The sequence below is a fragment of the Rhizobium sp. BK650 genome, from assembly GCF_014195325.1.
Taxonomy (GTDB): domain Bacteria; phylum Pseudomonadota; class Alphaproteobacteria; order Rhizobiales; family Rhizobiaceae; genus Rhizobium.
This window is the reverse complement of record NZ_JACIBK010000001.1, coordinates 408449-429812: the sequence shown is the minus strand read 5'-3', so window position 1 is coordinate 429812 and position 21364 is coordinate 408449. Positions and strand designations below refer to the sequence as shown.

Here is a 21364-nt window from a genome sequence, read left to right as displayed (position 1 = left end):
AAGAAGGCAATAGCGTAATGCTGCCCGTGTGGATGGCGGGCGGAGACAAAAGGACCTGAGGCATGGCCGAGACTGGCACTGTAAAATTCTTCAATACCGACAAGGGCTTCGGCTTTATCAAGCCGGACAAGGGCGGCGCCGATATCTTCGTTCACATTTCTGCCGTTCAGGCTTCCGGTCTGGCCGGTCTGACGGAAAACCAGAAAGTAAGCTTCGACACGGAGCCGGATCGCCGCGGCAAGGGCCCAAAGGCCGTCAATCTGCAGATTTCAGGCTGAACCCTCGCATAGGCGTGGAATCGAGTTGAAGCCCGGCAGCCATGCCGGGTTTTGTCGTTCAGACTCCATTCAGCATGACGCCGCTAGTTTCGGAACCATAAAGAAGGGACCGCTTCCGGTTCCCGATACCGGGATTTTACGCGATGAACAGGCTTGCAAAGACCATTCTTCTGACGGCAACTGCCGCTGCCCTGACCGTCTCGGCCATCGGCGAAGCCTCCGCCGACGACCATTGGCATCATAGGCATAACAACGACGCGCTGGTTGGCGGCGCCGTTGGCCTTGCTACCGGCCTGATCGTCGGCTCTGCCATCGCCAATGCGAATAACGGCCCGGTCTACGAAGAACGCCGCTACATCGACCCGCCGGTCTATGAGCCTGAATATGCTCCGCCGCCGGTTTACCGCGCGCGTCCGATTTACTCCGAACCCGCCTATTCCGAGCCGGTCTATGGCCGTCCTGTCTATGGCCGCCCCGTCTATGATCGCTCAGCCGGCGCATTGGAGCCCTGGAGCGCTCAATGGCAGCGCTACTGCTCCTATCGCTACCGCAGCTTCGATCCGCAGAGCGGCACCTATGTCGGCAACGACGGTCGCGAGCATTTCTGCGTCGCAAGCTGATAGGCTGACAACGTTACGAATGAGAAGCGCCGCCTTCGAGCGGCGCTTTTCATTTATGGTGGGTAATCAAACTGCTTTCCGATGCTAAGGCATACGCTCGGCCCTGCCGGTCGGCTCGAAGTCGGTCGACTGGCTGAGGGCGCGCCAGGTGCGGTCGGCCTCCATTCGCGCGGCATCAGCCTTCTCGACCGCTGCCGTCGCATCGCTGCCAAGCAGCAGTCGCAGCGGCGGCACATCGAGCGAAGCAATGTGTAGCACCGCGGCAGCGGCCTTGTCCGGATCGCCGGGCTGGCGGCCATTATAGTTCAGCTGATAATTTGCCATGGCGCCAACCGTCCCGGCATATTCCGGACGGCCTTCGTAAATCGTCGTCGAGGAACCGGCGAAATCAGTTCGGAAACCGCCAGGCTCGATCACTGTTACCTTGATGCCGAGCGGCCCGACCTCCTTGGAAAGCACTTCGGAAAAGCCCTCGACGCCCCATTTTGCTGCCGCATAAGGCGCGCGCCCCACTGGGCCGATCCGGCCGCCGACGGAGGAGAACTGGATGATGTGTCCTGCCCCCTGCCCGCGCATGACCGGGATCGCCGCCTTGGTCATGATAACAGTACCGAAGAGATTGGTCTCGATCTGCGCCCGGAAATCCGCAAGGCTCGTATCCTCGATCGGCGCGACATTGCCGTAACCGGCATTATTGACCAACACGTCGAGCCGGCCGAACGTCTTGACCGCAGTCTTCACGGCAGCCTCGGCTGCCGCCTCGTCCGTGACATCGAGCGGCAGTGCAAGAATACGCGAGCCATAGGCTCCAACGAGATCGGCAAGCTGGCCGGGATCACGTGCCGTCGCGACCAGCTTGTCGCCAGCCTCGAGCACCGCCTTGGCCAGCGCGCGGCCAAGGCCACGCGAACTTCCGGTAATCAACCAAACCTTTGACATGGGAAACCTCCTTTTCGGTTCCCAATCCATTTAGGATCTATTGTTTCTATTGGAAAGAAGGTACCTTGGAGATCTATACACACCTGAAAGTAACTATGATGGATGACGACATCTTCGATTTCTGTCGTAACATGAGCGATGAGCAGGACGCGCGAGCGCGACAGATGCTGGAGCGCGCCGCAGCAAAATGGCCGCTGCGCGTCCTTCACGTGTTGTCGGAAGCCGATGGCCCCTTGCGGTTTTCAAGAGTGCTGGAGCGGGTCGAGGATATCAGTCAGAAAGTGTTGACGCAGACGCTGCGCACGCTGGAAAGCGACGGTCTCGTCATCCGCACACTCTATCCGCAGGTGCCGCCCCGAGTCGAATATGAGCTGACGCCCCTCGGCCGAGAATTGCTGACGCAGGTCGTCTCGCTCTGGCGCTGGATCGTCATCCATCTGAACGAATTCGACGCCGCAAAACCGGCGAGCGCGCGCTAAAGGGCATCGCGATCTTTCAGCTTCGCCTGCCACTCTCTAGGCTTTCGCATGTTTGTCACTGCAAAGCCGGGCACACCTGCTCGACATGCTTTAGGCCGGGATCCGCACCGTCGCCCTGAGGCCGCCGAGGGGGCTGTCGCTGAGCGTGATATTGCCGCCGTGACTGCGCGCAATATCTCTGACGATAGCAAGTCCCAGGCCAGTACCCGACGCATCGAGATTGCGCGCGCTGTCCAGCCGGAAGAACGGCTTGAAAACATCCTCGCGGAACTTCTCAGGAATACCGGGGCCGTTATCGTCGAAAATGATAGTCAGCCATTTCGCGCCGTGCTTCGCCTCGATGTTCAGCGTGTCCGCATAGCGCCTTGCATTGGAGGCGAGATTGGTCACGAGCCGCATGAAGGCATTCGGCCGCACCGAGATATCGTCCTCGCCGTCGATGGAATAGGTCAGCACCTTGCCATGCAACTCGAAATCGGCTTCGAGCTTCTCGAAAATCTCGCTGAGCTTCAGCTCGCCGACATCCTCCTCCACCTCGCCCTTCGCGAAAGCCATATAGGCTTCGAGCATGGTCTGCATATCATTGACGTCTTCATTCAGGCCGGCAAGATCGGGATTGTCGCCGGCGAGCGCCAGTTGAAGCTTGAAGCGTGTCAGGATTGTCCTGAGGTCGTGGCTAACGCCCGAGAGCATCGCCGTACGCTGCTCGATCTGCCGTTCGATGCGCTCGCGCATGAGAATGAAGGCAAGACCGGCGCGCCGTACCTCATCTGCCCCGCGCGGATGGAAATTGTCGGCCTTCTGGCCTTTGCCGAAACTCTCCGCCGCCCGCGCAAGATTGAGGATCGGCCGGATCTGGCCGCGCAGGAAGAGGATCGAGATCGCGATCAATACCAGTGATGCGCCCACCATCCAGAGAATGAAAATATGCGTGTTCGATGCATAGGCCTGGCTGCGTTTGGTGATCACACGCAGGATGCGGTTGTCGAGCTTGATGCGGATCTCGATAAGATTGGAATTGCCAACTGTATCGATCCAAAACGGCCGGCGGATTTCATCGGTAATCTCGTCGCTCAGGATGCCATCGAGGATCGAGAAGAACGGCTTTTCGCGCGGCGGCGGCAGATCGCCATCCGGCTCGATCGAGATCTGCAGATTGAGCTGATCGCGAGCGATGCGGATTATATCGCTATAATCGGAATCCTGCGGATAGGTCTCGATGACCTCGATGATGGCAGCGATATCGCGGGTCACTCCAAGCGACAGCCGCTCCGTCACCATCTGCCAGTGACGCTCCATGAAGACGGCTGCAACAACCGACTGCAGAAGCACCATTGGGATGATGATGATGAGCAGCGACCGGGTATAGAGGCCGGTCGGCAATTGTCGCCGCAGCCAGCGGATGAACCAGCGCCAGCCGGGCGCAGGAGAGCGGTCTTCCCGCCGCAGGCTGTCGAATGTTACCATTTGCGCCGGTCCCGAACCTGTCGTTTCAGTCGATGCTCAGCCTGTATCCGATGCCGCGCACTGTCTGCAGCCAGACCGGATTGGCAGGATCGTCCTCGATCTTGCGGCGCAGGCGGTTGATCTGCACGTCGATGGTACGCTCGCCGACTTCCGCATCGTCTCCGATCAGCTCGTGCCGCGGTATCGTATCGCCGGCCCGCCGGGCAAAAAGCAGCATGATCTCCTGCTCGCGGTCCGTCAAACGGATCACTTCGGCTGCCTTCTTCAGCTCCTTGCGCGTCAGCGAGAAGGTATAGGGGCCGAACATAATCTGCTCTATCTTCGGCGTATCGCCACTGCTGTTGCGGCGCAGGATGTTGTTGACACGAAGCACGAGTTCGCGCGGATCGAAAGGCTTGGAGAGATAGTCGTCGGCACCCGCCTCCAGACCGGCAATCCGGTTGTCGGATTCGGCAAGCGCCGTCAGCATGATGATCGGTACGTTCTTCACGGCCCTCAGCCCGCGCGTCACGTCGATGCCGGATTCCCCCGGCATCATCACGTCCATGATGATAAGGTCGAAATCGAGCCCCGCTAGCTTGCGTTGCGCCTCCGCCCCGTCAGAGGCAATGGTTACGCGAAAACCATTTTCCGTCAGGTAGCGATTGAGGAGCGCGCGAATACGGGTGTCGTCGTCGACGACAAGAAGATGCGCCGCGTCATCGGAAATGCCTGTCTTCACCGCCATTCAATCCGCCTTCTGCCTGTCTCTCATGCCTCGGAGGAATGCCTTTACGTCCTCTCGCGCCTGCTGGGTAGATCCCTCGAATGCCCGTTCAATACGGCGTGATTGCGGCTCGGCAAGCGCAAGCGCCAGCTCCCTGCCCGATTTGGTAGGATAGAGCTTGCGCTGACGGCGATCCTCCGGGCCTGCCACCTGACGAATATAGCCTGAATCGATCAGTTGTTTCAGCACCCTTGCAAGGCTTTGCTTGGTGATCTTCAGCGTATCGAGCAGATCGGCAACGGTCATGCCGGGATTGCGGTTGACGAAGTGCACGACGCGATGATGTGCGCGCCCAAACCCGCTCGTTTCGAGAATGGCATCGGGATCGGATACGAAGTCACGATAGGCGAAGAAGAACAGCTCGATGATCTCGAAATCGATGATTCCGGTATCTTCCATCGGCGTGGCCAGCGGCTCAGGTTTGCCTGCTTTCGAGCTGGTCTGTCGTGGCACTCGTCTTTCCCTTTCCATTGGCGCGATATAGCGAAGCTTTCGCAAAAGCATGCCCGCCCTACTGGCATAAATTTACGTCGGTGGTCGTCCAGCGGACGTTGCAGGAAGCCCGCCGGCAAATGTCCAACGCCACGCGCAATTCCCCCCAATGTAAGTGGATAGAACGTAATAGGGATAACAATCAACAGACATGGCGCAAACCCGCCGGGAGAGGCAAGGATGCCTTGAATTCTTTAAATGCTGATCTGCGCCCGATCGCATGGCGCTGCAATGGGCGTTTGGGTCAGGCGAACAGCAATCGCCGTCCATCCCGGCGGCCGCGGAGGTTTCTCCAGTATCCGAAATCGGTTAGAAGCATCACGCCGGCGATCATCTCCGAACACTTGAGGAGCAACCCATGGAGGAAATCTATCCGGCCGCGGCAATCGCTGCCGAATAAATCAATCATGACAGTTCAGCCAGACGGTTGCGTCCACGGGCCGTATGGTTGTCCTGCGCCAGGCGCGCCGACCCTTCAGCGTGCCTTGGCCATGACTAGCCCGGCAAGCGTAGAAAGGATGCCGCCGCCGATCAGCCCGCCGATACCGTCGGCGATCAGCCCGGTCGCTGCAGCTTCACCGCCGAGCATGCTGAGCAGCATGCCGCCGCCAATACCGCCAATCGCGCCCGCAATCGTTCGCGCAACGACGTTGATCGCCGTCTGTTTCAGCGCAGCGCTCGCAGCATTGCCGCCGACTGCCCCTGCAATCACTTGTGTAATGAGCGGAAGTAGAGCTTCCATAATTTCCTCCTCTGGCGATCTCCCCGATCGCCGACTCATGCCATCACCGGATAGCACGTTAGAATATTATCATATTCCAGAGAAGAAGTAGAGATACATAACAACCCATGCGGGAGCTGAGCAGCGTGGAAAAGCGGCCCGGAGGCCGCCTGTTCCCGCTACCGTTTATTGATAAACATAGACGATGCGGCGCGTGCCCGGATCAACCAGCACTGGCCGGTCGTTGATGCGGACGTAGCGATACTGATAGTCAGGAATCGTCTGGAAGGTTACGTCCGCGGGTACTTCGGCGCCGACGACGACATCGCCGCCAAGCTGCACAGTCTGCGCCGGGGTCGTGTCGATATAAGTGCGGACTTTGTCCGGCGGCGTAATGGCCTCGACCGAACCGACCGGGCCAATCAGCTCGTCATCAGGTGCGGGCACGGGTTCTGCCGGCACGACACTGGCCGTTGTCTCGTATGTCACGACAGGTACGCCGAGGTCGGCGCGATGTTGCTCGACGATGACGGGCGATCCACCTTGATCGACCTGCAGATATTGGGCGTAGACCCAGCCACGCACGCCGTTTACGTCGACACGGCACCAGCGGCTGCCTTCGATGCAGCCGTCAAGAATTGCGGTCGAACCGCGCGTGGCTACGCCGACGGAAGGATATTGCGGACCAGGACCGGAACGAATGTTCAGGTCATTGATGGACGTTGCCACCATATCTGCCTGGGCAAAGCCGGTGCTTATGGCCAGAAAGGCACCAGCCAGCAGAACGCTTCGATTCAAGGTCATTGGAATATCTCCCTTGTTGCCATGGATTGACAACGCATGTGTTCCACGGTTGTTCCGATCCGTGCCGACCGGTTGAAGAGCGGCGCATGAAAATGCGCAAGTATCTGTAAAATCGAAACAAATACGCAGGAAAGCACCGCAGTCTGCCTGTCGGATGCCCGGTAAATTCCTGTTGCATCCCGTCTTTTGCGCGTGAGCCCGGCGAAAATTCCGGCTGCCTTCAACCGCATTTGCGCCTATAGAGACAGGGCATTGAAGACGCGAAACGAGGCATTCATGGGCATGCTCCAGGCCGGCATCATTCCGGTGACACCCTTCCAGCAGAACTGCACCATTCTCTTCGATCCCGATACGAAGGAAGGCGTGGTCGTCGATCCAGGCGGCGATGTCTCTGTCGTCGCAGGCGCGATCGAGAAGCATGGCTTCAAGATCAAGGAAATCTGGCTGACCCACGGACATCTCGATCATGCCGGCGGCGCCAAGGAACTCAAGGAGAAGTTGGGCGTCGATATCGTCGGCCCGCACGAGGACGATCTGCCGCTCCTTCAGCGCATCGAAACCCAGGCCGAGAAATATGGCGTACAAGGCCTGCAGAACGTTATGCCCGACCGCTGGCTGAAGGATGGCGACAAGGTCTCGTTCGGCTCCCACGAATTCGAGGTCTACCACACACCGGGACACGCGCCGGGCCACGTCATCTATTTCAACCGCGCGCAGAAATTTGCCCATCTCGGCGACGTGCTCTTCAACGGCTCTATCGGCCGCACGGATCTGCCGGGTGGCAATCATCGCCAGCTTCTCGATTCCATCAGGGATAAGGTGCTGCCGCTCGGCGACGATGTCGGCTTCATCTGCGGCCACGGTCCCGGCAGCCGCATTGGCGATGAACGCCGTGGCAACCCCTTTCTGCAGGAGATCTGAGCATGCAGCACATGGCCTGGCTGAACGCGCCGCCCTTCTTCGAGGAACGCGACGGCGCTCTTCATGTCCGCTCCGGCGAGAAAACCGATTTCTGGCAAGGCACCTATTACGGCTTTCACCGCGACGACGGCCATTTCCTGCATCAAAGCCGCAAGGGTGATTTCACCGCCGAGGTCACCTTCTCCGGCAATTATGAAGCGCTCTACGATCAGGCCGGCCTGATGATCCGTGCCGATGAAAAGCACTGGGTAAAGTGCGGCATCGAATTCACCGATGGCGCCAGGCATTTCAGCATCGTCGTTACCAACGGGAATTCCGACTGGTCAGCCTTCCGTATCGGCCATGATTTCGACGCAATCTCGGTGCGCGCCACCCGCAACGGCGACGCCCTCTTCATTCAGTACAGCACGGATACGATGGACGAGTGGCGCATGGCCCGCCTCGCCTGGTTCGATCCGGCTTTCGAGAAAGTTCTGGTCGGCCCGGTCTTCTGTTCGCCGCAACGCGCCGGTTTCGAAGCCGTCTTCCGCGATTTCACGCTGACCGATCCGCTGTCGCGCGATATCCACTGAGCTGCTCGTGGCGCGGGCCGACGATTGCTCGGCTCGGCTGGTCTACATCAGCTTCTGACCGTTCGGCACCGGACGCTCGACTGCCGCAAGCACGATGTCGCCCCGCTCGTCCGCAAAACCGAGCGTCAGCACTTCCGAGTGGAAGGGGCCGATTTGGCGCGGTGGAAAATTGACGACGGCGAGCACCTGCCGTCCAACGAGTCGCTCAGGCGAATAGTGTACCGTGATCTGTGCCGAGGATTTTTTCACGCCGATCTCGGGGCCGAAATCGATCATCAGCTTGACCGCCGGCTTGCGGGCTTCCGGAAAAGGATTTGCCTCGATAACCGTGCCGACGCGAATGTCCACACGCTCGAAATCGGCAAAGGTAATCTGTTCGGCCATGATCATCTCTCAGCCAGCGAGCTCTTCGGCGCGCTTGCGGGCAGCCGCGAGCGCCTGGTCGAACAGCGGCTGCATGCCATCTTCGGCCATGAGTACGGAAAGTGCGGCCGCCGTCGTGCCACCAGGAGAGGTCACGTTCTGGCGCAGGCGTGCCGCGTCGTCGGCGGACTGGTGCAGCAGTTCACCAGCCCCCGCGACAGTTTCCCGCGCAAGACGCATGGCAAGGTCCGCCTGCAGGCCAAGTTTACGGCCTGCCTCTGCCATACACTCGACGAGATAGAACACATAGGCCGGCCCACTGCCCGAGAGCGCCGTGACGGAATCGATATCGGATTCGACAGGCACCCATTCGACAGGACCGGAGACACGAAGAAGAGCATCGACGCCATCGCGCTGTCCGGCGCTGACGCGCGGATTGGCGAAAGCGCCGGTCACACCACGTCCGATCATGGCAGGCGTATTCGGCATGGCGCGCACCATGGCCGCCTCGCCCAGATGCTTTTCCAGGAAGGCGAGCGTTTTGCCGGCGGCAACAGAAACCACCACCGTCTGAGGCCCGACCACGCTTTTGACTGCCGGAAGCACGGTTTCCATGACCTGTGGCTTCACGGCAAGGAACAGCACGCCTGCCTTGAGATCTGCAGGAGCGGCAGTAACATGCGTGGAGCCGGCGTCGGCAATGGTCGCCAGCATCGCCGGCGACGGGCCAGGATCGACCACAACCACGGCAGAGCCCGGAACTCCGCTCTTCAGCCAGCCGGAGAGCATGGCTCCGCCCATATTGCCTGCTCCGATCAGGACAACCGGATTGGTGGCTGAAAAGGTGGTCGCGGGCATGTCACGCCTCACCGACGGTTTCAAAGAGGACTGCTTCCATCGCCTTGCTGGCCTCCATGCCGGACCATACGACGAATTGGAAAGCCTGATAATAGGCTTCGCAGGTATCGAGGGCGCTGGAAAGCAGAACTTCCACCTGGCGGTTGGTCGGCTCGGCACCGCCGGCAAGCAGCAGCGACTGGCGGAAGATGACGACATCCTCCTGGCGCCAAAGGTCGAAATGCCCCATCAGTACCTGGCCGTTGATTGCCGAGAGCAGTTTCACCACCTCGTTGACCCTGATTTCGGGAACCTTGATATCGAAGGCGCAGCCGAGATGCAGCGCTTCGAACTCCTCCATCCACGAGAAAGAAACGTGGTAATCGGCCCAGCGCCCCTCGACCGTCATGGCAATCTCATCTTCGCCAGAGCGCTCGAATGCCCAGTCATTGTTTGAAGCCACGTACTCAATCATGTCGACCGGGTTCGACTGGCGTTCGACTTCCAATTCCATAAGGCTCATGCAGCACCTTCTTGACCGGAATGAATGCGGCCTAACTTCGTGAAAAACACAAAACGAGACACACGCAATACCGGAAACCACCACTTGGGATGATCGCTGAACCGCTGCCAGACTAACGCAGTGAACCTGCCCGGAGCTTACCAATTCGCTTCGAATCATCATTTAAAATCAGTCTATAATGCCCCCAGCGGCCTGCCAGCCCCCTGAACGGAAATTTGGCCGGACCGGTTGTGGAAAGCACTTAGGGAATCAGATTCAGCGGGAGAGGTAAAAGACTCTGCCCATTGGATTTTTTGGCAGTGTCCACAGGTGGAAAAATCACACCCGAATTTTTTATCGAAGATGCGGCGTGTAACATAAGCGCCACGCCGCACCTTATACAGCTCTTCTGTGAGCGGGGACTTACTTGACCTTTGCTGCGAGCTTGGCCTCAAGCGCTGCGAGACGGGCAGCAAGCGCCTCGTTCTCGTCGCGGGCTTTGATCGCCATTTCGCGCACGGCTTCGAATTCCTCGCGCTTGACGACGTCCATGCTGTTCAGCCAGCGCTCGGCCTGGGCATTGAACGCCGTCTCGATCTCCTTCCGCACGCCCTGCGCGGCACCCGCGGCATCGGTCATCAGCTTGGCGAATTCATCCATGATGCGGTTCGTTCCGGTCGTCATGGCGTATTTCTCCCTTCGCACGACGTAAATGTCAGGCCTTACGGCCACTGAAATGGAGGTAGGGCTTCGCCGTTGAGGATGCAAGCGCTTTGCACGGGATAAGCTCTCACCCTAGGGCCGTAATGAACAATGCACTTGACCGTCGGAGATCACGGAGCCATGTTCCGCGCATCTCAACGGGTAGGAAAACCTTGCCGATAGCTGCTGATCTTCTTGCTATAATGCCTTTCCCTAATATCGATCCGATCGCTTTTTCGATCGGCCCGTTGGCGATTCACTGGTACGGCCTGGCTTATGTCGCCGGCATCCTGCTGGGCTGGGCCTATGCACGCCGCATCGCTGCAAACGATGCGCTCTGGCCGAACAATACCTCGCCCATCACGAGAGCACAGCTGGACGATTTCATCGTCTGGGCCGCCCTTGGCATCGTACTCGGCGGCCGCATCGGCTACATCCTCTTTTACGATCTCGGCGCCATCATCGAAAACCCGATCCGCGCCGTACAGATCTGGAATGGCGGCATGTCCTTCCACGGCGGCCTGACCGGCACGACGATCGCCATGATCCTTTTTGCCCGCCGCAACCGCATTCCGATCTGGAGCCTTTTCGACATCGTCGCGACGGTCGTGCCCTGCGGCCTGTTCTTTGGCCGCATCGCCAATTTCGTCAACGGTGAGCTCTGGGGCCGCCTGACGGATGTGCCCTGGGCATTCGTCTTCCCGACTGGCGGCCCCTTCGCCCGCCACCCGAGCCAACTCTACGAAGCCGGCCTCGAAGGCATCGTCCTCTTGCTCGTCCTTGCCGCCCTCGTCTACGGTATCAAGGCGCTGAAAAGCCCCGGCCTCATTACCGGCGTCTTCGTCTGCGGTTACGCACTATCGCGCATTTTCGTGGAATTCTTCCGCGAGCCGGATGCGCAGCTTGGCTATCTCCTCGGCACCGGCTGGCTGACGATGGGCATGGTCCTGTCCTTCCCGATGATCCTGCTCGGCCTTTGGGCAATCTTCCGCGCCCGCCGTCAGGCCGCTGCCCTGCAGCACTGAAGCGACCGGACGACCGCCATGACCACCCCTTTAGGCGAAAAGATCAAGACGATCATTCAGGCAAACGGGCCGATCAGCGTTACCGACTATTTCTCGCTCTGCCTCGCCGATCCCGAACACGGCTACTACCGCACCCGCGAACCATTCGGCCGTTCGGGCGATTTCGTCACTGCGCCTGAAGTCAGCCAGCTCTTCGGCGAGATGATCGGCGTCTTCGTCGTCCACGCCTGGCAACGCCATGGGACACCGGCCGGCGTTCGCCTCGTTGAAATCGGTCCCGGCCGCGGCACGATGATGGCGGACATGCTGCGGGTGATTTCGCGCATCGCCCCGCCGCTCTTCGATAATATGACTGTTCATCTCGTCGAAACCAGCGAACGCCTGCGCGATGTTCAGAGCCAGACACTCGAGCCGCATGAAGGCAAGATCAGCTGGCATGCGGGCTTCGACGAAGTACCGCCCGGCTTTACGCTGATCGTCGCCAACGAACTCTTCGATGCGATCCCGATCCGCCAGTTCGTTCGCACGCCGACCGGCTTTCGCGAGCGCATGGTCGGTCTCGGTGCCGATGGTGAATTGATGTTTGCAGCTGGTGTCGCCGGCATCGATCCGGCACTGCTGCCTGAGCCCGCACAGAACGCGCCGGTTGGCACGCTGTTCGAGATCTCGCCCGCGCGCCAGGCAGTCATGAGGGCCATCTGCGAAAGGCTGCGAGCTTTCAGCGGCACCGCGCTCGCAATCGACTACGGACACCTCATTACCGGGTTTGGGGACACGCTGCAGGCCGTGCGCATGCACGAATTCGACCCACCGCTTGCCCATCCGGGCGAAGCGGACCTGACGAGCCATGTTGATTTCCAGCAGCTTGCGGAAACGGCGGCCTCGGCCGACGTCCACATCAATGGTGCGCTGCATCAGGGCGACTTCCTGACCGGCCTCGGCATTCTGGAGCGTGCCGCTGCGCTCGGCCGCGGTCGGGAGCCCCGCACGCAGCAGATTATTCAGGGCGCCGTCGATCGGCTCGCAGGCGCGGGCGAAGGCCGGATGGGCGAGCTTTTCAAGGCGCTCGCCGTCTCCTATCCGCCGGTCGACTTGATGCCCTTCCGTCCAGTGGATTGACAGACAGCGCCTCGGTGGCCAACATCCCCGGCAACTTAAAATGCTTCGCCGGACGAGAGCCGGCCAGGATGAATCGATCCCTCTCCCATAACCGGAAATCAGATGACAGACGCTGCCTCCCCAGCACCGATCGAAAGCGCGCTGCTGAACGAAGCTGTAGGCGGCGCAATCCGCCACGGCTATTTTACCCGCGCGGGCGGAGTGTCCGAAGGTATCTATCGCGGCCTCAATGTCGGCCTTGGTTCGAATGACGAGCGCGACAATGTGCAGGAAAACCGCAGGCGCGTTGCCGCCTGGTTCGATCTGCCTGTCGAACGGCTTGCGACCGTCCATCAGGTTCACTCTCCCGACGTTGTCACTGTTGGGCCTGACTATGATGGTTCCAGACCGCAGGCGGACGCGCTGGTCACGGCAACGCCCGGCATCGCGCTCGGCGTGTTGGCTGCCGATTGCGGGCCGATCCTCTTTGCCGACCCGAAAAACCTGGTCATCGGCGCAGCTCATGCCGGCTGGAAGGGCGCACTGACCGGCGTGCTTGAAAACACTATCGATGCCATGGAGGCTCTTGGCGCCGCCAGAAAGGACATCGTCGCCTGCCTCGGCCCCTCGATCAGCCAGGCAAATTATGAGGTCGGCCCTGAATTCGTCGAACGCTTCCTCGCTCATGATCCGGCCTACGAACGTTACTTCATCCCCTCCCCGATCCCGGGCCACGCCATGTTCGACCTGCCGGGCCTGACCGTTGAGCGGCTGAAAAAAGCGGGCGTGCACGCCGAAAGCCTCGGCCTCTGCACTTATCCCGATAGCGAGCGCTTTTTTTCCTATCGCCGGACCACACATAAAAAGGAGCCGGACTACGGCCGCCAGATTTCGGCGATCAGCATCAGGGAGATGTGAGAAGCATGGCACTTCATTTCGAACGGGCTGAATTCGCAAGCCGGCTTGCCCGCCTGACGGACAAGATGAAGGAAGAAAAGCTCGACGCACTGCTGCTTTTCGCACAGGAGAGCATGTACTGGCTGACTGGCTACGACACGTTTGGCTACTGCTTCTTCCAAACACTGGTCGTCAAGTCTGATGGCACCATGGCTCTGCTGACCCGCTCGGCCGACTTGCGTCAGGCCCGGCATACCTCCGTTATCGAGGACATCCACGTTTGGGTGGACCGCGTCAACGCCGACCCGACGATGGACCTCAAGAACCTCCTCGTCGAAATGGACCTGCTCGGCGCCCGCATCGGCGTCGAATACGACACCCATGGCATGACCGGCCGGGTCGCTCGGCTGCTCGACGCGCAGCTGACGACATTCGGCCAGATCAGCGACGCCTCCTACATCGTCAGCAACCTGCGTCTCATCAAGAGTCCGACCGAGATTGCTTATGTCGAGCGTGCCGCCGTACTGGCAGACGATGCGCTGGACGCAGCGATGCGATTGACAAAACCTGGTGCCGATGAAGCCGATATCCTCGCCGCCATGCAGGGCGCCATCCTCGCTGGCGGCGGCGACTACCCAGCCAACGAATTCATCATAGGCTCGGCTGCAGACGCCCTGCTCTGCCGCTACAAGGCCGGCCGCCGCAAGCTCGACGCCAATGATCAGCTGACGCTCGAATGGGCCGGCGCCTATGCGCATTATCATGCCGCCATGATGCGCACGATCGTCATAGGCGAGGCGACGCACCGCCACCGGGAACTCTATAACGCGTGCCTTGAGACGATCCAGTCGATCGAAACCGTGTTGAGGCCCGGCCACACATTCGGCGATGTCTTTGACATGCATGCCAGGATCATGGACGAACGCGGCCTTGCCCGCCATCGCCTCAATGCCTGCGGCTATTCGCTCGGTGCGCGGTTCTCACCCTCCTGGATGGAGCACCAAATGTTCCACGCCGGCAACCCGCAGCCGATCGAGCCGAACATGTCGCTCTTCGTGCACATGATTATTGCCGATTCTGATACCGGCACGGCCATGACCCTCGGCCAGACCTATCTGACCACAGGTGAAGCGCCACGAGCGCTTTCGCGCCATCCTCTGGATTTCATCGGCGTCTAAGCCTCTGCAATCACCGGCAAGAATCCGGAATTGACAGACAGGTCCCCCCGCCCGCATAAATTCGCACGGGGCTGATGCGAATGTGGGAAGGACGAACCGGGGATGACGCGAGTTGCGACTGCGCCCACGCTTCTGCTCTGCCTCGTCTTGCTTTCTGCCTGCAATACGACCGATGCTCTGAACCTGACGCCGCCGATGGAGATCGGCGATTCCTCGATGGTTCAACGCTCGTCCACCCCGGTGACGCAAAGCGAGGCGGAACGCATAGCCGGAGAGCCGCAGCCGACCTTTCCAGCCGCCCCCCGCGGGAAAGGCTATACGCCGAGCTATAGCCAGCAAGCGAGCCCGACCCAGCCGAACTATTCTGCACAGGCCTACCGACCCGGCACCGGCGCTCCGCCGACGACGATGCAAGCCCAGGCCGACGCGCTTGCCCGCGACGGCTCTTCACCTGCCGCCTCCGGCCCGATCGAGGGCCAGTCCCTGCCGCCTCTCTCCTCGGCAGCCGGGCAACCAACCGTCCCGCAGCAACAGCCGACGCAGACGGCAGCGCTCGATCCTTCTATCTCTTCGTCGACTTCGACCCGCGGCAATACCGTCCGCTTCCTGCCGATCATCGGCGCACCTGTCCAGGCCGTCACCCCGCTGTCGCGTCAGCTCGGCGCAGAAGCCCGCGCACACGGTCTCGCTATCAAGAGCTCCAACGACACCAGCAGCGATTACATTCTGAAGGGCTATCTCTCCGCTTTCAGCGACGAGGGCAAAGTTACCGTAGTCTATGTCTGGGATGTGCTCGACAATGCCGGCGCCCGATTGCATCGCATCCAGGGACAGGAAAGCGTGCCGACGGCAGCGACAGATCCCTGGGCTGGCGTGCCTGCTTCCGTGATGCAGCAGATCGCCTCCAAGACGATTTCGGAGTTTACATCCTGGCGGCAAAGCCAGGGCGGTTAGTCACAAGCTTTTTATAAATATAAAAGTATGTGACGCCTTAGCCCTTGCATTCACCGGGAAGCTGGCTAAAAAGCGCGGCTATCAGCGCATAACAGGCGGACCAAGATGAAGGTTTTCGCAGGCAATTCGAACCGGCAACTCGCCGAAGCGATCTGCAACTATCTCAATGTTCCCTTAGGGAAAGCCAGCGTCCGAAGGTTTGCCGACCAGGAAATCTTCGTGGAAATCCAGGAAAATGTGCGCGGCGAGGATGTCTTCCTCGTGCAGCCGACCTCCTTTCCTGCCAATGACCATCTGATGGAACTGCTGATCATGATCGACGCGATGCGTCGTTCCTCGGCCCGTCGCATCACCGCCGTCCTCCCCTACTTCGGCTATGCCCGCCAAGACCGGCGCGCTTCCGGCCGCACGCCGATCTCTGCCAAGCTCGTCGCAAATCTGATCACCGAAGCCGGCGCCGACCGCGTCATGACGCTCGATCTCCACGCCGGTCAGATCCAGGGCTTCTTCGATATACCTACAGACAACCTCTTCGCCCTGCCCGTGCTGACGCGCGACATCAAAAGCCACTATGATCTCAGCAACGTCATGGTCGTGTCGCCCGACGTAGGCGGCGTCGTTCGCGCCCGTGCGCTCGCCAAGCGGCTGGACTGTCTTTTGGCAATCGTCGACAAGCGTCGCGAGCGACCAGGTGAATCCGAAGTAATGAACATCATCGGCGATGTCACCGGCAAGGACTGCCTGCTAATCGACGATATCGTCGATTCCGGCGGCACGCTCTGCAATGCAGCTGACGCGATGCTCGCCAAGGGCGCCTCCAGCGTTACAGCCTATATCACCCACGGCGTCCTCTCCGGCGGCGCTGTCACTCGCGTCACCTCTTCGAAGCTGCGCGAACTCGTCATCACCGACTCGATTCAGCCCACGACAGCGGTGCTTTCGGCTCACAATATCCGTGTCGTGACAACGGCGCCGCTAATTGGCGAAGCCATCAGCCGCACGGCTCAGGAAGAGTCCGTGTCCAGCCTCTTCGACTAAAGAGAGCTGGCTCTGCCGATTGAAGCAATAATTCTTCAATGCTCAACGCTGATCCGTAGTGTTCGGCAGTGACTCACCACCGGCATTCGGTGAGCCATTTTGGAAACGATAATTCCATCGTGAAGGCCTTAGAGTCGACAATGCCAGGCAGCCGGGTCGCCGAAATCGACTGGTCAAAACTGTCAACCGAAAACAAAAGCCGGCACGAGGCCGGCTTCGGTAATCGCTGATAGCAGTGAGAAGACTTAGGGCTGCTGCGACGGGGCTTGATCCTGACCCTGATCCGGCTCCTGCCCCTGATCATCATTCTGTTCCGGGTCGTCGGCATCCGGTCCCTTGATCTGTTGACCGTTGATCGCCACCGAGCCGTCCGCGGCAACGCTGATATCCCAACGCGAGCGGCCATCAGGATCGGTCTTGGCAAAACCCTTGGCCATCATCATGCCGAACGAAACCTGCTGAAGATTGGGATCGCTCTTGGCAAGCTCCTGAACCGCAGCGATCGACTTGTCGAGATCTCGCGCCAGGACCGAAGCCTCTACCGAATAGTCTTTCTGGGTATCGATGCGCCCCTGCAGCCTTCCGGTCACGTCGATGTCATAGAGGTCGGCGACAGCGGTGAACTTCGGCAGATTCACGACGACGACACCATCCGGGAAAAGCTTTTCAACAGCCTGCTTGCCGCTTTCCTCGGAATTAGCGCCGGACGAGAGGTCAACCTTCATGAATTCATCGCTGAAAGCAGCGAAATTCATGTCGGGAACGGCAAACTGCATGTCGAGACTCTTTGGGAGGAAACCATGATAGGCCGCGGGCACCACAGGGCTGTCGAGCATGACGTCTTGGGCATTCATGCCGAAGGCAAACCGGACGGTGTCGCTCGGTCCGTCGATGGAGAAATTATAGCCGAAAGACTTTGCGCCGCCACTTCCCGCGGCTGTGGCTATCGTCAGATTGTTCGCCGTAATCGTTTCGTTGACTGAAGAGAACAGCGGGAAGGATGCCTTGAGGATCAACTTCAGCTTGTCTCCGTCCTCCTTGCTCAATTCTTTCTCATCCACATGATCCAGGATGAAGAAGACGATATTCCGGATTTCCTTTGCCGGCAGGCTTGCGACGCCGGCGTTGAAATCGATCGAATCTGCCTTGATGGTGACCGGCGGCGTCTGTGGACTGGTTACCGTTTCAGACAGTGCGGAGAGCGAACCGCTCGCCTTGAAATCGAGGCGACCGCTGCCGCTGGCGCTATCGGTCGAATCGAGCCTGTAGTTCATGCCGGCGAAACTGGCCTCGACCTGGTCGATATCCGACTTTGACGTGAGGCGGATGTCGCTGGCTTTGAAATCGCCGGAACGCAGATAGGCGATCGCCGGATCGAAGACGGCGTTATAGACCATTGAGGCGATGGAATAGGTAAACTCCGTCTTCTTGTCGTCTGGTCCCTTGAAGTTGCCGGAGATGTTGAGGTTGTTATTGCCCTCGAGATTCCACAGACCGCTATCAAGCGGCGTGGCGAAAACCGACCACGGTGCCAGGCCATTCACCACGACTCCGGTCGGGTTCAGCTTGCTCAGCAGCTTGGCAAAGTCATAAATGACCTCGTAGCGGTTGCCCGCCGGATTGACGGTTAAAAAGCCGCTTTTTGCGAAATCGTCAGGCAACACCTTCGTCAGACTGTCGCGAAGCTTGTTTGCTCCATCCTGATTGACCTCAGCCGCTTTCGCTGCCCCGAACAGCGATAAGGCAACAAGGCTCGTTGTCGTGACAAGTTTCAGACGCATTCGCACTCTCCTCAGCCGCTTTGAATGCGGCATAGGAAGATCGGATATCTTCGGAAGTCAACCCGGCACGTTCGGACAAATGCTTATTTTGGGATCACGGCAGGGGAGAGCCGCACGCGCGCCTCTCGCTCCACGTCACGCCGCGGTATTGAGGGCAGCCGATTGCTGTTCCATTCGTGCCGGTCGACCGAAATAATATCCCTGGGCCTCGTCGCAGCCTTCGGATGTCAGCAATTCAAGCTGGCTCAGCGTTTCGACGCCCTCGGCAAGCACGGGAATCGACAGTCCGCGTCCCAGCGCCAGAATGGACCGAATGACCGCCTTTGCTTCCTGGCTGGTCTCGACTTCGTTCATGAAGCTACGATCAAGCTTGATCTTGTCGAAGGGGAACGAGCGAAGGGTCTCGAGCGACGAATAGCCTGTTCCAAAATCGTCGATCGCGATCGCAACGCCCTGTTGTTTCAATGCGCGCATTGCAGCCAGCGCCTTGCTCTTGTCGACGATGATGGATGACTCGGTAATTTCAAGTTCGAGCCGCGAGGCGGGCAAGCCGGTCTCCTTAAGGACGGAGCGTACCAGCTCGGCGATATTGGCGTGAGCGATCTGGATGGGTGAAATATTGACGGCGATCTTGATATTATCATTCCAGCTGACAGCTTCCCTGCAGGCCTCGCGAAGTACCCACTCGCCGATGGGCACGATCGCACCGCACTCCTCGGCGATCGGAATAAAATCGACAGGCGAGATGTTTCCGCGTTCGGGGTGGTTCCATCTGAGCAGCACTTCGTAGCCGGTCGTTCTACCTGTCGCCACTGACTTCTGAATCTGATAGTGAAGGTACATCTGGTCGCGCTCGATCGCGGCCCAGAGGTCGCGAGCGAGCTTTCTCCGATCCCGCCACGCTTCGTCCATGGATTCTTCGTAGAAGCAGACGTTGCGCTCGACTTCATGCTTTGCGCGATACATAGCGAGATCGGCATTGGCGAGAAGCGTTTCCGCCTTCTCGCCGGCTTCAGGGTAAAGTGCAACTCCGACGCTTGCACCAGGGACGATCTGATGTTCCTCGAAATCCATCCTCTCCGTGAGCGTGACTTCCAGCCGCGCAATGAAGTCGTCCAGCTCTCCCCTGTCATTGAAACGCTTCACAGCTGCGAACTCATCTCCTCCCAGCCGAGCGACGAGCTCCTCGTCACGCAGAATGCCGTTCAATCGTGCGGCCAAGGTGCTCAACACAAAATCGCCTGCGACATGGCCCATCTGGTCATTGATTTCTTTAAATTTATCCAGATCGATGCCAATGACCGCAACCTTGCTGGACAGCCTTTTGGCGATTGTCAGCTGATGCGACAGATAATCATTGAAAGTGGGACGGTTCGGCAGACCGGTCAAAGCATCGTGCTTGGCCATGAACGCGATTTTCTCTTCGCGCGCCAGCCGCTCGGTAATGTCTTCGAATGTCGTGACCCAGCCGCCATCCGCCAAAACACTGAATGTCGCGAGAATTGAGCGGCCTTTCGCGGTCTGATGCACAAGGGTCTTCTGACCTGAACGCATAGTCGCCATATGCCGGCGATAGTGATCGGTCGCCCTTGCGTCTGCCGCGTCATCGTCGCCAAAAGCAATCTGATAGCCACTGCGAACGATCTCCGAATACGCAAGACCTGGACGAATGAAACTCTCAGGGAACCCGAAGAGCTGGCTGTACCTGGCATTTGCGAGGATCAGCCGCTCGTTGCGGTCAAACATCGAGATACCCTGGCTCATGTTCTCCAGCGCGAGATCGAGGTTCCTCGATACTTCTTTGATGCGGTCCCCGTCGATCTTTGCCTGCGTGATATCGCGGGTAATCTTCACGTATCCGATGAGGTGACGGCTATCGTCATACACGGGCTGGATGACGACATGGGCCCAGAACGAGGACTCGTCCTTGCGAAAACGCAGCCCCTCGGCCTCAAATCTGCCGTTGGCCAGCGCGGTTTCGAGCGCCAGTTTTGGAAGGCCCTTCTGTCGGTCTTCGGCAGAGTAAAACCGCGCGAAATTCTCGCCTATAATTTCGGCTGCAGTGTAGCCCTTCGCGCGCTCGGCGCCTGCATTCCAGTTCGTCACGACGCCTGATGGATCAAGCATATAGATTGCGTAATCCGTAACGCCCTGCACGAGCAGCTCAAACTTGGTTTCGCTTGCGCTCGCCTGCTTGGCGGCCCTGAACGCGATGATCGATGCCGAAATACCCGAGGCGAGCATGGAGATCGACACGGCGAGAATAGTCGCCAGCAGGAACGGCTTCGAGAGCGCCTGAGGCTCGATGGGGTGCCCACCCCCTTCGATAAACGAGAGCGCGCCCATTGCAGTGAAATGCATCAGGACGATGCCTAGCGACAGCGCTGAAGCTGCAGCGAGAATACTCCAGCTCGAACCTTTCCAGTTCTTTGTAAGGGTAAATCCCCAGGTCGCCATGGCAACCGATATGATTAGCGCAGCGATAACGAGTTGCCGATCCCAAACGACTGCGCCAGGAACCTGCAGACCGGCCATGCCGATGAAATGCATGGCTGCAACGCCGACACCGAAAACCAGGCCCGCGGCGATACTGGCCTGAGACCCGGTTAGCGACACGGCAGCAAGGCCGGCTATAAAGGTAGAGGCAAAGGCCGCCCCGAGCGAAATAAGCGTCAGGTCGCGATCATAACCGACGACGATGCCCGGATCATAGGCAAGCATGGCGACGAAATGCGTTGCCCAGATGCCGAAGCCGCCGGCCGCCCCGGCGACGGAGAGCCAGATCCAGCGCGGCGCGCCTTTTGACCTGCCAGCGCTTCTCAGGAACAGGATCGTTCCGAGATTGGACACGAGACATAGCGCCGCAGCAACCAGAACCAGCGTCAAGTCGTGTTGATATGTCAGGCAAGATACGATCGCAAACATCAGAA

Annotated in this window: 23 protein-coding genes; 11 read left to right on the top strand and 12 right to left on the bottom strand. The window is 59.4% G+C overall.

Annotated elements, in window-relative coordinates:
- The first annotated feature begins 62 nt into the window (after nt 1-62).
- Complete coding sequence (locus FHX15_RS02080) at nt 63-278, top strand: cold-shock protein (RefSeq protein ID WP_007824341.1); 216 nt, start codon at nt 63-65, stop codon at nt 276-278.
- A 143-nt stretch (nt 279-421) separates the two neighbouring features.
- On the top strand, nt 422-898 hold the full coding sequence (locus tag FHX15_RS02075) for a BA14K family protein (protein ID WP_184393237.1): 477 nt from the start codon (nt 422-424) through the stop codon (nt 896-898).
- Nucleotides 899-982: 84 nt separating this feature from the next.
- Here FHX15_RS02075 and FHX15_RS02070 read toward each other — a convergent pair whose 3' ends face one another.
- Nucleotides 983-1837, bottom strand: a complete 855-nt coding sequence (locus FHX15_RS02070; RefSeq protein ID WP_184393235.1) for an oxidoreductase — start codon at nt 1835-1837, stop codon at nt 983-985.
- A gap of 95 nt (nt 1838-1932) precedes the next feature.
- Between FHX15_RS02070 and FHX15_RS02065 the strand changes: the two genes are divergently transcribed.
- Nucleotides 1933-2316 (top strand): winged helix-turn-helix transcriptional regulator, encoded by a 384-nt coding sequence (locus FHX15_RS02065; RefSeq protein ID WP_246778868.1) that lies wholly within the window; start codon nt 1933-1935, stop codon nt 2314-2316.
- 90 nt (nt 2317-2406) lie between these two features.
- Here FHX15_RS02065 and FHX15_RS02060 read toward each other — a convergent pair whose 3' ends face one another.
- From FHX15_RS02060 to FHX15_RS02040, 5 genes are all read right to left on the bottom strand, one after another.
- A complete protein-coding gene (locus FHX15_RS02060) occupies nt 2407-3783 on the bottom strand; it encodes an ATP-binding protein (RefSeq protein WP_184393232.1) in 1377 nt (458 codons plus the stop codon).
- A 25-nt stretch (nt 3784-3808) separates the two neighbouring features.
- Nucleotides 3809-4510: a response regulator gene (locus tag FHX15_RS02055; RefSeq protein WP_184393230.1), complete on the bottom strand. Its 702-nt coding sequence runs from the start codon at nt 4508-4510 to the stop codon at nt 3809-3811.
- The gene (locus FHX15_RS02050; protein ID WP_184393228.1) at nt 4511-5002 is read right to left on the bottom strand and encodes a MarR family winged helix-turn-helix transcriptional regulator; all 492 of its coding nucleotides are present in this window, start codon (nt 5000-5002) and stop codon (nt 4511-4513) included. It abuts the gene before it with no gap.
- A gap of 514 nt (nt 5003-5516) precedes the next feature.
- Nucleotides 5517-5783 (bottom strand): hypothetical protein, encoded by a 267-nt coding sequence (locus FHX15_RS02045; RefSeq protein WP_112543582.1) that lies wholly within the window; start codon nt 5781-5783, stop codon nt 5517-5519.
- A gap of 165 nt (nt 5784-5948) precedes the next feature.
- The gene (locus FHX15_RS02040; protein WP_184393226.1) at nt 5949-6566 is read right to left on the bottom strand and encodes a DUF1236 domain-containing protein; all 618 of its coding nucleotides are present in this window, start codon (nt 6564-6566) and stop codon (nt 5949-5951) included.
- Between the two features lie 276 nt (nt 6567-6842).
- Here FHX15_RS02040 and FHX15_RS02035 point away from each other — a divergent pair, with 276 nt between their 5' ends.
- Together FHX15_RS02035 and FHX15_RS02030 are read left to right on the top strand one after the other, a co-directional pair.
- Nucleotides 6843-7487, top strand: coding sequence for an MBL fold metallo-hydrolase (locus FHX15_RS02035; protein ID WP_184393224.1), 645 nt, complete (start codon nt 6843-6845; stop codon nt 7485-7487).
- A 2-nt stretch (nt 7488-7489) separates the two neighbouring features.
- Nucleotides 7490-8059 (top strand): DUF1349 domain-containing protein, encoded by a 570-nt coding sequence (locus tag FHX15_RS02030; protein ID WP_184393221.1) that lies wholly within the window; start codon nt 7490-7492, stop codon nt 8057-8059.
- Between the two features lie 42 nt (nt 8060-8101).
- Here FHX15_RS02030 and FHX15_RS02025 read toward each other — a convergent pair whose 3' ends face one another.
- From FHX15_RS02025 to FHX15_RS02010, 4 genes are all read right to left on the bottom strand, one after another.
- A complete protein-coding gene (locus FHX15_RS02025) occupies nt 8102-8443 on the bottom strand; it encodes a tRNA-binding protein (RefSeq protein WP_184393220.1) in 342 nt (113 codons plus the stop codon).
- Between the two features lie 9 nt (nt 8444-8452).
- The gene (gene proC, locus FHX15_RS02020; RefSeq protein WP_184393218.1) at nt 8453-9280 is read right to left on the bottom strand and encodes a pyrroline-5-carboxylate reductase; all 828 of its coding nucleotides are present in this window, start codon (nt 9278-9280) and stop codon (nt 8453-8455) included.
- A gap of 1 nt (nt 9281) precedes the next feature.
- Complete coding sequence (locus FHX15_RS02015; protein WP_184393216.1) at nt 9282-9782, bottom strand: YbjN domain-containing protein; 501 nt, start codon at nt 9780-9782, stop codon at nt 9282-9284.
- 402 nt (nt 9783-10184) lie between these two features.
- On the bottom strand, nt 10185-10445 hold the full coding sequence (locus FHX15_RS02010; RefSeq protein WP_184393214.1) for an accessory factor UbiK family protein: 261 nt from the start codon (nt 10443-10445) through the stop codon (nt 10185-10187).
- A gap of 191 nt (nt 10446-10636) precedes the next feature.
- On the opposite strand from FHX15_RS02010, the gene lgt reads away from it, so the two are divergent.
- The 6 genes from lgt to FHX15_RS01980 all read left to right on the top strand — a co-directional run bounded on the left by lgt (nt 10637) and on the right by FHX15_RS01980 (nt 16653).
- Nucleotides 10637-11488, top strand: coding sequence for a prolipoprotein diacylglyceryl transferase (gene lgt, locus FHX15_RS02005; RefSeq protein WP_184393212.1), 852 nt, complete (start codon nt 10637-10639; stop codon nt 11486-11488).
- An 18-nt stretch (nt 11489-11506) separates the two neighbouring features.
- Entirely contained in the window at nt 11507-12607 is a 1101-nt protein-coding gene (locus FHX15_RS02000; RefSeq protein ID WP_184393210.1) for a class I SAM-dependent methyltransferase, read from the top strand.
- A 102-nt stretch (nt 12608-12709) separates the two neighbouring features.
- The gene (gene pgeF / locus FHX15_RS01995) at nt 12710-13504 is read left to right on the top strand and encodes a peptidoglycan editing factor PgeF (RefSeq protein WP_184393209.1); all 795 of its coding nucleotides are present in this window, start codon (nt 12710-12712) and stop codon (nt 13502-13504) included.
- Between the two features lie 5 nt (nt 13505-13509).
- A complete protein-coding gene (locus FHX15_RS01990) occupies nt 13510-14661 on the top strand; it encodes a Xaa-Pro peptidase family protein (protein WP_184393207.1) in 1152 nt (383 codons plus the stop codon).
- A gap of 102 nt (nt 14662-14763) precedes the next feature.
- Nucleotides 14764-15615, top strand: a complete 852-nt coding sequence (locus tag FHX15_RS01985; RefSeq protein WP_184393205.1) for a hypothetical protein — start codon at nt 14764-14766, stop codon at nt 15613-15615.
- Between the two features lie 105 nt (nt 15616-15720).
- The gene (locus FHX15_RS01980; protein ID WP_184393203.1) at nt 15721-16653 is read left to right on the top strand and encodes a ribose-phosphate pyrophosphokinase; all 933 of its coding nucleotides are present in this window, start codon (nt 15721-15723) and stop codon (nt 16651-16653) included.
- Between the two features lie 245 nt (nt 16654-16898).
- On the opposite strand, the gene FHX15_RS01975 is transcribed toward FHX15_RS01980, so the two are convergent.
- Nucleotides 16899-18434 (bottom strand): hypothetical protein, encoded by a 1536-nt coding sequence (locus tag FHX15_RS01975; RefSeq protein WP_184393201.1) that lies wholly within the window; start codon nt 18432-18434, stop codon nt 16899-16901.
- Between the two features lie 135 nt (nt 18435-18569).
- Nucleotides 18570-21359, bottom strand: a complete 2790-nt coding sequence (locus FHX15_RS01970) for an EAL domain-containing protein (RefSeq protein ID WP_184393199.1) — start codon at nt 21357-21359, stop codon at nt 18570-18572.
- Nucleotides 21360-21364 lie beyond the last annotated feature (5 nt).

Coding starts and splice junctions, on each gene's coding strand:
- pgeF (WP_184393209.1), top strand. CDS start 12,710: ATGACAGACGCTGCCTCCCCAGCACCGATCGAAAGCGCGCTGCTGAAC.
- FHX15_RS02000 (WP_184393210.1), top strand. CDS start 11,507: ATGACCACCCCTTTAGGCGAAAAGATCAAGACGATCATTCAGGCAAAC.
- FHX15_RS02065 (WP_246778868.1), top strand. CDS start 1,933: ATGATGGATGACGACATCTTCGATTTCTGTCGTAACATGAGCGATGAG.
- FHX15_RS01985 (WP_184393205.1), top strand. CDS start 14,764: ATGACGCGAGTTGCGACTGCGCCCACGCTTCTGCTCTGCCTCGTCTTG.
- FHX15_RS02075 (WP_184393237.1), top strand. CDS start 422: ATGAACAGGCTTGCAAAGACCATTCTTCTGACGGCAACTGCCGCTGCC.
- FHX15_RS01980 (WP_184393203.1), top strand. CDS start 15,721: ATGAAGGTTTTCGCAGGCAATTCGAACCGGCAACTCGCCGAAGCGATC.
- FHX15_RS02045 (WP_112543582.1), bottom strand. CDS start 5,783: ATGGAAGCTCTACTTCCGCTCATTACACAAGTGATTGCAGGGGCAGTC.
- FHX15_RS02060 (WP_184393232.1), bottom strand. CDS start 3,783: ATGGTAACATTCGACAGCCTGCGGCGGGAAGACCGCTCTCCTGCGCCC.
- FHX15_RS01990 (WP_184393207.1), top strand. CDS start 13,510: ATGGCACTTCATTTCGAACGGGCTGAATTCGCAAGCCGGCTTGCCCGC.
- FHX15_RS02040 (WP_184393226.1), bottom strand. CDS start 6,566: ATGACCTTGAATCGAAGCGTTCTGCTGGCTGGTGCCTTTCTGGCCATA.
- FHX15_RS02025 (WP_184393220.1), bottom strand. CDS start 8,443: ATGGCCGAACAGATTACCTTTGCCGATTTCGAGCGTGTGGACATTCGC.
- FHX15_RS02070 (WP_184393235.1), bottom strand. CDS start 1,837: ATGTCAAAGGTTTGGTTGATTACCGGAAGTTCGCGTGGCCTTGGCCGC.
- FHX15_RS02015 (WP_184393216.1), bottom strand. CDS start 9,782: ATGAGCCTTATGGAATTGGAAGTCGAACGCCAGTCGAACCCGGTCGAC.
- FHX15_RS01970 (WP_184393199.1), bottom strand. CDS start 21,359: ATGTTTGCGATCGTATCTTGCCTGACATATCAACACGACTTGACGCTG.
- FHX15_RS02030 (WP_184393221.1), top strand. CDS start 7,490: ATGCAGCACATGGCCTGGCTGAACGCGCCGCCCTTCTTCGAGGAACGC.
- FHX15_RS02055 (WP_184393230.1), bottom strand. CDS start 4,510: ATGGCGGTGAAGACAGGCATTTCCGATGACGCGGCGCATCTTCTTGTC.
- FHX15_RS02080 (WP_007824341.1), top strand. CDS start 63: ATGGCCGAGACTGGCACTGTAAAATTCTTCAATACCGACAAGGGCTTC.
- FHX15_RS02010 (WP_184393214.1), bottom strand. CDS start 10,445: ATGACGACCGGAACGAACCGCATCATGGATGAATTCGCCAAGCTGATG.
- FHX15_RS02035 (WP_184393224.1), top strand. CDS start 6,843: ATGGGCATGCTCCAGGCCGGCATCATTCCGGTGACACCCTTCCAGCAG.
- proC (WP_184393218.1), bottom strand. CDS start 9,280: ATGCCCGCGACCACCTTTTCAGCCACCAATCCGGTTGTCCTGATCGGA.
- FHX15_RS01975 (WP_184393201.1), bottom strand. CDS start 18,434: ATGCGTCTGAAACTTGTCACGACAACGAGCCTTGTTGCCTTATCGCTG.